This is a genomic window from Nostoc sp. ChiVER01 (assembly GCF_034531155.1).
Taxonomy (GTDB): Bacteria; Cyanobacteriota; Cyanobacteriia; order Cyanobacteriales; family Nostocaceae; genus Nostoc.
In genome coordinates, this window is record NZ_JAVRBS010000002.1 from 52,743 (window position 1) to 65,293 (window position 12,551).

Annotated in this window: 8 protein-coding genes; 4 read left to right on the plus strand and 4 right to left on the minus strand. The window is 43.0% G+C overall.

What is annotated here, in order from left to right:
- Window positions 1–7: 7 nt before the first annotated feature.
- From RMY00_RS02530 to RMY00_RS02540, 3 genes are all read left to right on the plus strand, one after another.
- A complete protein-coding gene (locus tag RMY00_RS02530) occupies window positions 8–2,410 on the plus strand; it encodes a hypothetical protein (RefSeq protein ID WP_322646069.1) in 2,403 nt (800 codons plus the stop codon).
- Window positions 2,411–2,527: 117 nt separating this feature from the next.
- Window positions 2,528–4,663, plus strand: a complete 2,136-nt coding sequence (locus tag RMY00_RS02535) for a hypothetical protein (protein WP_322646070.1) — start codon at window positions 2,528–2,530, stop codon at window positions 4,661–4,663.
- 99 nt (window positions 4,664–4,762) lie between these two features.
- Window positions 4,763–7,552 (plus strand): beta strand repeat-containing protein, encoded by a 2,790-nt coding sequence (locus RMY00_RS02540; RefSeq protein WP_322646071.1) that lies wholly within the window; start codon window positions 4,763–4,765, stop codon window positions 7,550–7,552.
- A gap of 111 nt (window positions 7,553–7,663) precedes the next feature.
- Here the strand turns inward: RMY00_RS02540 and RMY00_RS02545 are convergent, their stop codons facing one another.
- From RMY00_RS02545 to RMY00_RS02555, 3 genes are all read right to left on the minus strand, one after another.
- Complete coding sequence (locus RMY00_RS02545) at window positions 7,664–8,233, minus strand: Uma2 family endonuclease (RefSeq protein WP_322646072.1); 570 nt, start codon at window positions 8,231–8,233, stop codon at window positions 7,664–7,666.
- A 136-nt stretch (window positions 8,234–8,369) separates the two neighbouring features.
- Window positions 8,370–9,734 (minus strand): tRNA (N6-isopentenyl adenosine(37)-C2)-methylthiotransferase MiaB, encoded by a 1,365-nt coding sequence (gene miaB / locus RMY00_RS02550; protein ID WP_322646073.1) that lies wholly within the window; start codon window positions 9,732–9,734, stop codon window positions 8,370–8,372.
- Window positions 9,735–9,870: 136 nt separating this feature from the next.
- On the minus strand, window positions 9,871–11,304 hold the full coding sequence (locus RMY00_RS02555) for a carotenoid oxygenase family protein (protein WP_322646074.1): 1,434 nt from the start codon (window positions 11,302–11,304) through the stop codon (window positions 9,871–9,873).
- 191 nt (window positions 11,305–11,495) lie between these two features.
- On the opposite strand from RMY00_RS02555, the gene RMY00_RS02560 reads away from it, so the two are divergent.
- Window positions 11,496–11,969 (plus strand): globin domain-containing protein, encoded by a 474-nt coding sequence (locus tag RMY00_RS02560; RefSeq protein ID WP_322646075.1) that lies wholly within the window; start codon window positions 11,496–11,498, stop codon window positions 11,967–11,969.
- 354 nt (window positions 11,970–12,323) lie between these two features.
- Here RMY00_RS02560 and RMY00_RS02565 read toward each other — a convergent pair whose 3' ends face one another.
- Window positions 12,324–12,521: a type II toxin-antitoxin system HicB family antitoxin gene (locus RMY00_RS02565; protein WP_322646076.1), complete on the minus strand. Its 198-nt coding sequence runs from the start codon at window positions 12,519–12,521 to the stop codon at window positions 12,324–12,326.
- Between the last annotated feature and the right edge of the window lie 30 nt (window positions 12,522–12,551).

Consider the following 12,551-nt stretch of genomic DNA (forward strand, 5'->3'; position numbering starts at 1 on the left):
TTTACTAATGAAGAATTTATGGCAAAATTTTAATATTTTTAGCTGGGGACTTCTCGGTGCGACATTAGTACTTCAACCTACGTCAGCGCAAGCTCAATATATCCAGCGATCGTTCCTAAACCCCAGTTTTGAGTCACCTGTTTTTGGTTCTGCGGGTCAACAATGTTACGTTCAAGTGTCGCCAAGTCTTATCCCTGGTTGGGAAACAACTCATGGCTCAGTCAAGGCGGGAACAGGTAACTGTACTGGTTATACATCTCCAGGAACAGTACCACTGATTGAAATTTGGACTTCAGGATTTAGTGGTGCTAGCACAGCAACGACACCAACTAGTGCAGGCAATCAATTTGCTGAGTTAAATGCTGAACAATCTTCTGAGTTGTATCAGAATTTATGCCTAATTCAAAATGAAACGATCACATTCTCTCTTTTACACCGTGGGCGGTCAAGTGCAACTGTTGCTGATGTAGCGAATTTTTTAATTGGAGCAAATACTGTTTTTGGCAGGTTCTCAACAACTAGCAATGGAACAGTTACGGCACAACCTGTAGCACAGAATGGTGCAACTATTCCCACTGTCACTAACAATAATGCAGGAAATGGCTGGGTACGATACACTGGCACTGTTCCTTACACTGGTACTAGTGGGAATCAACCTGTAGGATTTGCGGCTGTTTCCACGGCAGGTGGGAACAATACTGTAGGCAACTTCCTTGATGAGGTGCAATTTGCTGGTAAACCGGTGGTGGAATTCACAACAAGTTCAGGTGGTGCAGCAGAATCGGAAACTACCCCTACAAGTAACCCACCTAAACTCAGAATCGTTGGTTTAGTGCCAACTGGAGGGATAAGCGTTCCTATCTCCGTGAGTGGTACAGCAGTTTTAGGTACAGACTACGATACAACATCACACACATCCACCTTTAATATCACTATCCCTGCGAATAACTACGATGGTAGTGATGCTACTAGTGTCTTTACTATTCCTTTTACTGTCATCAATAATAACGTTCCTCAAGGTGTGAGGACAATCGTATTTACCATACAAACTTCAACTAGTTTTTTCGCTAGTTCAACAACAACTTGTGGTGCTTCCCCTATAAACGCTTCCAGCTATACCATATATGATGATGATTTCCTCAGTGGCAGGGTTTGGAATGATGCCGACAATAGTGCTAACGGGACTTTTACTAATATTAATACTGGTTCAGAAACTGGCACTAATGCAGGTGGGTTGTTAAATGCTATTCTTGTGGATTCTAACAATAAAGTATTAAAAACAACAACTGTTGCAGCAAATGGTACTTATACTTTTCTTGATGTTCCTCTGAATCAAAACAACGTTCAAATTCTTTTAAGTACAACTGCTGGCACAGTAGGTAATACTGCCCCTACAGCATCGCTCCCTTCTAACTGGATCAACACTAGTCCACTAACAACAGCTGCTTTTAATACTGGCACAAACATCTCTAGTAAAGACTTTGGAATTGAGCAACTCCCCAATACAACCGATTTAAATCCTGCATCTCAAACGAATCCGGGTGGCACAGCGACAGTCCAAGTAACAACTTTGGCGGGAACTGACCCCGAAGATGGTGCATTAGGCAGTGGTAAGAAATTCAAGATTGTCACCTTACCAACCAATGGCACATTGACTTACAACAATGTAGCCGTGACTGCGGGGCAGATCATTAGTAGCTATAACCCAACGTTATTAAAGCTTGACCCTCAAGATGGAGCGATTACCGTTAGTTTTACCTATGCGGCGATCGATGCTGCAAGCAAAGAAGATCCGACTCCTGCCACAGTGACGATGCCCTTTGTCACTCCTGCCAATGTTTTATTAGTCAAACGGATTACAGCAATTAATGGTGATCGCACCAAAAACCCTAATGACAACACACCGCTAAATGCCTTCGTTGACGATACCACCTCGACTCGTCAAGCCGACGATAACAATGCTAACTGGAAGTCTGGTTATCTCCTGGGGGCAATTGATGGCGGTAAAGTCAAGCCAGGGGACGAGATTGAATATACAATCTATTTCCTGAATGCGGGTAGTAGTAATGCCAACACTGTGAGAGTGTGCGATCGCATTAGTGCTAACCAAAGTTTTAAGGGGAGTGCTTATGGTATTAGCAAAGATATCCAATTGCAGCTAGGAACGAGTACAGTACTTGATTTAACCAGTGCTAACGATACAAGCGATCGCGCTCAATTGATAAGCGCTGGTGGTACTGTTCCCACTAATTGTTATCTCAAGGCAGCTAATAATAACGGCACTTTAGTTATTGATGTGACTGGTAATACTGGAGTACCGACTTTAACTACTATGCCAGGGTCAACAGCGCAGGGTTCACCTAATAATTCCTATGGTTTCTTGCGCTTTATCACGAAGGTGAAGCCCTAACTTTTACTAATCCCTAAGACGCGAAATGGGACTGGGCTTTGCCTCGCAACGCCTTCGCATCTCTCCAATCCAGGAAAGAATTTCAATTTTTCCACTATTACAAAACTAAAACCACTTATGTTAAAACATCAATTCATCCAGAAAAAGTCTAATAATCAACGCCAAAAAGACCAAAAAGGTAAATCTTACTCCCCTGTAATTATACTGCTATATCTATTTTTAAACAGTACTTTACTACAAGTCTTACCAGCATTAGCGGCTAGTCCGACACCTGGTACTGTAATTGATAACCAAGCAACTGGTAGTTTTATTGATTCTACGGATAATACTGAAAAGCAGATTGAATCTAATACAGTTAAAGTAACTGTGGCAGAAGTTGCAGGTATTACGATAACATCCGCTAATACACCTAGCGCTTCAACGGGTGGTACTAGCAACTTTGACTTTACAGTAAGCAACGTCGGTAATGACCCAACCCAGTTCTTTATTCCCGACACCCCATCGGCGATTAGTGGGGGTACAGCAGGGACAGTGAGAATTGTTGCTTATGACCCAGACGGTACTGGCCCAGCAGCACCAGTTGACTTGACCTCCAACAACATTACTGTGCCGAGTGGGGGTCAAAATACGGGGACATTGTTAGGTGCGATCGCTTCTGCTAACAACGGTTCGATTCCCGCCGGTGCGTCGATTGTGGTACGGGTTCCAGTGACCGTGACAGCAGCAGATAGCCAGACTGTGAGTGTGACACTAGGTAATACGACTGGACAGCCTAGCAATAGCAACACTCCATATATTTTGGGTGCGAATGGAACTGGAAGCAAGGATTTATATACTGTTGATAACGCTGATAACATTTCCGGTGAATCAGCAGGGGTACCGATAAATGGCGATACGACAAATCATCGCCAAGAGGCCAGTGCGAGTCAGACGGTGACAGTAGTCAATACTGTTGTCACAGTGACTGGAACTGTGTTTAGGGATGCCAATGGTAACATTACTATCGATGGCAGCGATGCGGGAACCAATGCCGGATCAACTAACCTGACTATTTATGCGATCAATACTGCTGGTAATGTAGTCGATAAAGCCACAGTCGCAGCTAATGGAACTTACAGTCTGACGAATGTTCCAGTAAGTTCCAATGTGACGCTACGGCTGTCTAACAACTCCACTGTGGCAATTGGGGCAACTGCTCCCACAACGCCTAGCTTGCCGAGTAACTGGGTGAATACTGGTGAGAACAAAAATGGTACTACTGAAACCATTACGCCCGGTGATATTGCCATCACTACGGCGAAGGCCAACATCACTAATCAAGATTTTGGGATTGAGCAACTCCCGGATACGACCAACTTAAATCCAGCGCCTCAAACCAATCCGGGTGGCACAGCGACAGTCCAAGTGCCAACCTTAGCGGGAACTGATCCCGAAGATGGCGCATTGGGCAGTGGTAGTAAATTCAAAATTGTCACCTTACCAACCAATGGCACGCTAACTTATAATAACGTAGCCGTGACTGCGGGGCAGGTAATTAGTAGCTATAACCCAACGTTATTGAAGCTTGACCCTCAAGATGGAGCGATTACCGTTAGTTTCACCTATGCGGCGATTGATGCTGCAAGCAAAGAAGATGCGACTCCTGCGACAGCGACGATACCCTTTGTCACTCCTGCCAATGTTTTATTAGTCAAACGGATTACGGCAATTAATGGCGATCGCACCAAAAACCCCAATGACAACACAGCGTTAAATACCTTCGTTGACGATACCACCTCGACTCGTCAAGCCGATGATAACAATGCTAACTGGAAGTCTGGTTATCTCCTGGGGGCAATTGATGCTGGCAAAGTTAAGCCAGGGGACGAGATTGAATATACAGTCTATTTCCTGAATGCGGGTAGTAGTAATGCCAATACTGTAAGACTGTGCGATCGCATTAGTGACAACCAAGATTTTAAAGTCGATGCTTATGGTACTAGCAAAGATGTGCAATTGCAGCTAGGAACGAGTACAGTACTTGATTTAACCAGTGCTAACGATACAAGCGATCGCGCTCAATTGATAAGCGCTGGTGGTACTGTTCCCACTAATTGTTATCTCAAGGCAGCTAATAATAACGGCACTTTAGTTATTGATGTGACTGGTAATACTGGAGTACCGGCTTTAACTACTATGCCAGGGTCAACAGCGCAGGGTTCACCTAATGATTCCTATGGTTTCTTGCGCTTTGTCACGAAGGTGAAGCCTTAACTTTAACTAACCCTCACATTGTAGAGACGTAGCAGTGCTACGTCTTTACAATCTAGGGAAGAATTTAAATTTTTCAATATTGAAAAAGCAAAACTACTTATGTTAAGACATCAATTCATCCAGAAAAAGTCTAATTATCAATGCCAAAAAGACCGAAAGGGTAAATCCTACTTCTGCGTAATTATACTGTTATATTTATTTTTAAGCGGTACTTTACTACAAGTCTTACCAACATTGGCTGCTAGTCCCACACCTGGTACTGTAATTGATAACCAAGTAACTGGTAGTTTTACTGATTCTACAGATAATACTGAAAAACAGGTTGAATCAAATATAGTTAAAGTAACTGTGGCAGAAGTTGCAGGGATCACAATTACACCAGCCAATACACCCGGCGCGACAACTGGTACTACTGTCAACTTTGATTTTACAGTGACCAATGTTGGTAATGATCCGACGCAGTTCTTTATTCCCGATGCACCTTCGGTGATTAGCGGGGGTACAGCTGGCGCTCTGCAAATTGTTGCCTATGACCCAGATGGTAGTGGGCCAGGAGCAGCAGTTGACCTTACTGCCAACAATATTACTGTTCCGAATGGTGGTCAAAATACGGGGACATTGTTAAGTGCGATCGCTTCTGCTAATAATGGTTCGATTCCCGTAGGTGGTTCGATTGTTGTACGGGTTCCAGTAACAGTGACGGCAGCTGGTGGACAAACTGTAAGTGTGACACTAGGTAATACTAATGGACAACCCAGCAATAGTAACACTCCATATATTCTGGGTGCAAATGGAACTGGAAGCAAGGATTTATACACTGTTGATAACGCCGATAACATTTCCGGTGAATCGGCAGGCGCACCGATTAATGGAGATGCAACAAATCACCGCCAAGAAGCCAGTGCAATCCAGACTGCAACGGCTTTAAACACTGTCAGTGGGACGATATACCGGGATAGCGATCGCAACAGTACGAATAATGGTGAGCCTGGGATTGCGAATGTGCGTGTGATTCTCTACCAAGATACCGACAACAATCGTGAACTTGCTACTAGTGAAATCATCCAGCAAGTAACAACTCTTGCTGACGGGACTTATCAATTTACCAACATCGCTGCTGGAACTTACAAAATCAAAGTAGACATTGCTGATACAGATGTGCCTGTAGGGTACACGCTGGGTACTCCTGATAATTTGCCAGTTACGGTTAGCACTACCAATATTACCGGACAAGATTTTGGCTTCTATCCTGTTTCTAGCTGTGAATGGGACGCTCAAATCTACAGTGGACATTTTCCAATTTCTGGAACGCAGGCGATCGATACTGGAGCGGTTGGCCTCTTCGGTACAACTGGACTACCAACGCTGCGTGGCACTGCGAAATTTGGAGCGGGAAGTTCCGGATTTACTTTTAACGATCAATCTATAGCTGCAAATGCCCATCCATTGAGAACAATTATTAACGGTACGTTTCCTTCTTCAGGTTATGTTCCAATTAACGGAGACTACACTTCACCAGGAAATGGTAGCGATCAACCCAATTGGGCAATCGTGTTTAAGCGACAGGCACTTGCCAAAGGCAGAGTTACCTTGGGGCAAGCAGGAGCTTACATTGATGATTCAATGGAGATTTATCTTAATGGAGTGCGGGTTGGAAATCCAGTTTTAGCTTTTACTAATAACCTACCAGCAAACAAGGTATCTACAGTTTCTGTCAATGCTGGTGATATCATTGAGATTCGCTTATCGAACTATGACAATATTGGTGGCTTTGTAGTGAGTACTGATTTTGTCTCTGACTTCGGCGATGCACCGAGCAGTTATGGTGAGGCCTCACACGCAATTAGTTGTGGCAATCCCTCTCTCGGCGCAACTGTAACTGGAGAATACAATCAGTCCTACAGTGCTAATGCGGATGGCGATAGTGGCGATGATGGTGTAACTTTACCTTCAGGACTAACTATAGGAAAGTCTGCATCAATTACCGTTAACGCTTCGACAGCAGGGTTTCTTAATGCTTGGATCGATTTTAATAAAAATGGGGTGTTTGATAGTGGTGAACAGCTGAGTTTGACCAACGTCACTAATGCAACATCTGCAACGGTTAATAATGTTCCACTCAATGCCGGAAACAATACTTTAACCTTTACCGTACCTAGCAATGCAACCGTTGGTAGTAGCTTTGCTCGGTTCCGGTTTACGACTAGTACAGTTGCAACACCTAGCCCAACAGGTTCAGGAGGAGCTGGTGAGGTGGAAGATTATGCAGTGAAATTAACAGGCCAACCTAAGCTAGTTTTAGTTAAACGCATCACCCGTATTAATAACCAAGACTTAACTAATATTGTGGATGGTCGCAGCGATGTTTCTACTGACGCTACCAATTACGTAGCATCTCCTAATGACGTTGATGATGATAGCAGTAACCCATGGCCTAGTGGTTACTTGCGCGGATTGATTAACGGTGGGACAGTCAAGCCAGGAGATGAGCTAGAATACACCATCTATTTCCTTTCTAATGGTCAGGGTGATGTAACTAGTGTGCAAATCTGTGACTTAATACCTACCAATACTACTTTTATTCCCACTGCTTTTAATGGTATGACTCCTAATGATGGTGGCTTACCAGGAGCAGATCAAGGTATTGCCCTTGGGCTTGGTTCTAGCACTCCTACAGCTTATCTTACCAATGCACAAGATGGCGATCGCGGACATTTTTATACAGCTAATGAATCAGGCATACCATCATCGTGTGGTAGTAACACTAATGGGGCTGTGGTGGTGAATATCACGCGGAGTCCAGATTTATCAAATCTACCTCCAGCAAATGCATCTGGGACTCCAATTAATTCTTATGGCTTTGTTCGCTTCCGCGCCAAGGTGAAATAGGGGCAGAGGGCAGGGAGAAATCATATAAAAAATAATTGTTTTGACGTAGGACATACCAGGTCAAGACAAGGGTTTTGGATAACGCAAATTAATAGATTGAATTTGCACTTTTCACCATACTTTATTTAAATTCAATTCAAACCCAGGTAAAACATCTTCACCAAATACAGTTGTAGGAGATTTTAATATTTCTCCCTCTTTCTGTAAACGAAAAATTTCTACTGTTTTATTCTTCGGGTTAAGTAACCAACCTAAACGAACGCCATTGTTAATATACTCTTGCATCTTTTCTCTTAGTTTTTTCAGAGAATCACTACTAGAATGTAATTCGACTACAAAATCAGGTGCAAGAGGAGAAAATTCTTCTTCTTGTTGAGTCTGAGTTAAAGCCTCCCATTTTTCATTACTTACCCAAGAAGCATCGGGTGAGTAAACTGCACCATTAGGTAAAGTAAAACCACTGGAGGAATCAAATACAATACCTAAATTTGTGCGATCGTTCCAGTTCCATAGTTGAGCATTCAAACCAGAGTTTTTCTTACCTGTCGATGGATAGGTTGGAGGCATAATTATAACTTCTCCACTTGCAGTACGTTCTAACTGCAAATTTTGATTAGCTTGACAAAGTTCATAAAATCCCTCGATACCCAGATTGGGGATATTCAAAGTGATGGCGTTCATAAGCTTTAATATTGAGGTTGTGCTTATACCAATTCTAGAGATATGAGTGAAAAATAATTGTTTTGACGCAGCAGTGCTACGTCAAAACAAGGGTTATGGATAACGCATATTTAATTTCACTCCTATGTCTATTTTCTCAGACAGATAAAGCTTGCCTAACTTCAACTGGTTCACCTGTCAAGCTAAAAGGGCGAACTTCGGTAATTTTTACCTTTACTAACTGCCCTTTTAATTGTTTGATGTCGCCACTGAAGAATGTCAAACGATTACCATCAGTGCGTCCCATCACCTGGGTTTGATCTTTGGGGTTTTGGTCTTCTACTAAGACTTCTTCGATACGCCCAAAGTAACGTTGCGATCGCTCGGCGACTTTCAAGTTTCCTAAATGATTCAGGCGTTGGAGGCGATCGCTTTTAACTTCTTCACTTAGCTGATTGTCCCATAGCGCAGCTGGTGTCCCTGGACGCGGTGAATATGCTGCTGTATTCAACATATCAAAGCCAATATCTTCCACCAGTTTCAGGGTATTTTCAAACTGTGCTTCTGTCTCTCCGGGAAAACCGACGATCGCATCGGCACTAATGGAAGCATCTGGCATATACCGCCGAATGGTATCGATAATCCGACGATATTTTTCATGAGTATAACCCCGCGACATCGCTTTCAATAGTTCATTATCTCCAGATTGAAAGGGAATGTGAAAGTGTTTGCAGACTTTGGGCAACTCAGCACAAGCCTTGATTAATCTCTCTGTAAAATAACGGGGATGGCTAGTAGCAAATCTTAGCCTTTCAATTCCTGGTACATCATGAACGTAATAAAGTAAATCTGTGAAGTTGTGCAGATGCCGTCCTTCTGTTGTTGTTCCTGGTAAATCTCTACCGTAAGCGTCAATATTTTGACCGAGTAGAGTAATTTCCTTATAGCCTTGCCGTCCTAATTCTTCCATTTCAGCCCGGATAGCTGACGGTGTGCGCGATTGTTCAATACCGCGCACGTTGGGAACTACACAATAGGTACAGCGTTCGTTACAGCCGTAAATTACATTTACCCAAGCTGTTACTTTACTATCCCGTCGCGGCTGGGTGATATCTTCAATAATATGAACTGACTCGGTGGCGACAACTTGGTTGCCGTCAAAGACTGACTCCAGCAAATCTTTGAGGCGGTTGGCGTGTTGTGGCCCCATTACCAAGTCTAATTCTGGAACTCGCCGCAACAGGGCTTCACCTTCTTGCTGGGCAACACAACCAGCAACAATGAGGGTTAAATCAGGCTGCTCATGTTTGCGCTTTGCTTGTCTGCCGAGGTAGGAATATACTTTTTGCTCGGCATTATCCCGAATTGTGCAAGTATTGTAGAGAATCACATCTGCATTATTCGGATCTTCTGACCATTCAAAGCCCATGTCTTCCAAAACGCCAGCCATGCGCTCTGAGTCAGCTTTATTCATCTGACAACCGAAGGTAGTGATGTGGTAGTGGCGTTTAGAAGTGGTCATGGGCAATTCTACTTAATCAGGCTAATGTATCTAAGGTTTATTTCTATTCTAACCCGCGTAATGTAGTGACCAGTGCGAGATGTTTTTTAACGCACAGGAACGCTAAGAGAAACGCAGAGGGAACGCAAAGGGGTTATTAGGCTGGGTTCCAGGTGCCGTGGAAGCTGTGGGGGATGACGCTGGGTAATCCTAGTTTGCAGACGGGTTCGGCATCCAGGCGATCGCTATCAAATATCCAAACTTCGTTAGTATGAGAATTAGCATCGTAGACAACGGTTAGTACCCAACTTTGTGTAGGGTTTTGTCTGTCTTGGGCGGGGATAGGTTCAGAAGGATAACGGTTTTCTCCTAAGTCTGCTTCAGTGAGGGTTTCGGTTTTGTTGTCGAAGCGAGCGATCGCATTTAATATTTCTTGGCTAATGTCTGTTTCTGAACGGGATGTTGACATATATGTGTAGCGTGAAGCTTGTCCTACGTTTTGCTGTGGTACATTGGGAAATTCACAATGTTGGTTTAATAGTTGCTGAATTGACGTAACTTTACCAGTTTGGGGATGTAGATGAACTCGCCTTAGTGTACTTTTAGCTGGGGTGTGAGTCTCACCTGTAGCTACTTCCTTGAGATATTGGTTAGTTTTAAAATCTTCATAACGGGCAATATCCACAATTACTGAGCCGCTAGCATCTACATAACCGTTACCAAAATGCCATTGGAACCAAGGTTCGGTTTCTCCACGACTCACTACAGATAGGGTTTCTCGATCAATAACTAAAATCTGAGTTCCTAATCTAGGTTGCCACTCTAACGAATCACTATAGTTGTTTATCCCTATTAGCAGGGGTAAGACATTCACCCGCACTGGCGGAATGAAAAATACCAGATACTGTCCTGCTAAAACAAAATCATGCACCAGTGGTACACCATCTAGCTGATATGCGGCTTGTTGGATAATCCGGCCAGTTGAATCGCTTTTGTAAATATTAAGAGTCGCATTTTGTCCAGGGCTGATGCCAAAGTTAAAAATCTCCCCTGTTTGCTTGTCACGCTTATAATGTGCGGAATAGTTTAATCCTTTAGTTAACCCCCCTAAATCATCTTCGCCCCAAGTTTCTAAAGTTTGTAAATCGAGGGCGTGGGGTTTACCACCTTCCCACAGTGCCAAAAGTTTATCTGGAAGTGCTAGCACCGAGGTGTTAGCGGCATTCTTTATGGGCTTTTGCCATTGATTCCAAATTGGCCCTGGTGCAGTCATGCCATAATTGCCGTAGAGTAATTTACCTGCTGCGGCTTCTTCTTGATAGCCAGAGGTTTGCACGTAGCGATAAACTCCGGTTGCACCTGCATCGGTAAAATTTACAGCCAGAATTGCTCCATCTCCATCAAACCAGTGTCCCATGTGAATGCCACCGCGTTCTAGCCGTGCGGGGCCATTGCGGTAAAGTGTGCCACGCAAGCCATCTGGAATTTTGCCAGAGATAATTGGCAGTTGGGTAGAGGAAAATTCTGTAGCTGGTTTAGCGATCGCACTTGCCCAAGCTTTTGTATTTGACTTTTTCTCAATAGTACGCATGTTAAAGTTTTGTTTGATAAATTATCAATGTACATAGTTGCATTCTTACATTTTTCTCTTTGTTGCAATTTTTTAACAATGCCTCTGGCTGTAGATGTATACAGGCTTTGACATGATATTACTCGTTAACTGAGCTAGCTCATAGTAACCAATAGGAATAACCACTAAATTGAAGTCAATCAACATTCCAAGTGGTTCAAGATACTATGATTAGCCAACAAACAATAGATATCGTCAAATCTACAGCACCTGTTTTGAAAAAGAACGGTCAGCAAATTACAACTCGGATGTATGAAATTATGTTTCAAAACCATCCAGAAATCAGAGAGCAATTTGATATGTCTGCTCAAGCCAATGGTTCTCAGCCTGCGAGGTTGGCTACAGCAGTTTATAGCTATGCTGCCCAGATTGATAATCTACGAGCTTTAAAGCCGATGGTGGAAAAGATTGCCCATCGTCATGTGCAGACCCATGTTACACCAGAGCAATATCCTATTGTTGGAGAAAGTTTACTGCAAGCAATGAAAGATGTTTTAAGAGAAGCTGCTACAGAAGAAGTTATGGCTGCTTGGACTGAAGCTTATCAAGCATTGTCTGAAGTGTTTATTAACAGAGAACATGACATATATAATAAAGAGAAAAAACCACAGCTTTTGCATTCCTAACCACAGAACTTAGTGTCATAACAACAGAAGTTAGTAGAGTATTTCATTAATTCGTAGTAAATTAAATTTGGCAATATCCTACAATGCTAATACATTCCGATGCATTGTTAATACATCCCTCTGCAATACCAATGCATTCCGATACATTGTTAATGTGTCCGTCTGCAATACTAATGCGTGCCGATACAATGCCAATGCATCTCAATACAATGTTAATGTGTCCGTCTGTAATGCCAATGCATCCCGATACAATGTTAATGCGTCCCCCTGCATTAAAAACGCTACGTTTTTATGCAAAACTGTACTAAGCGTTCTAAAACATGTATAACTTCAGAAGCTCGAACTCTTGGTAGCTTAGGCACTAGTTACCTCAAATGTAGTTAGCAACCGACGACGTGCTGTCTCAGAAAGTGGGAACTCTTCTTCTATCGTCTCTCCTTGGCTGGCGGTTCCTACCTCTGGACATTCAGCTACATAAACATCCTCTTCCCAATGCAAGATTGCTGTAAAAGTTTGAGTTTTTGTATCTTTAGCCTGTTGTAATGAACTCATGGAGCGTTTATCTGGCTACCTTTTCATTTT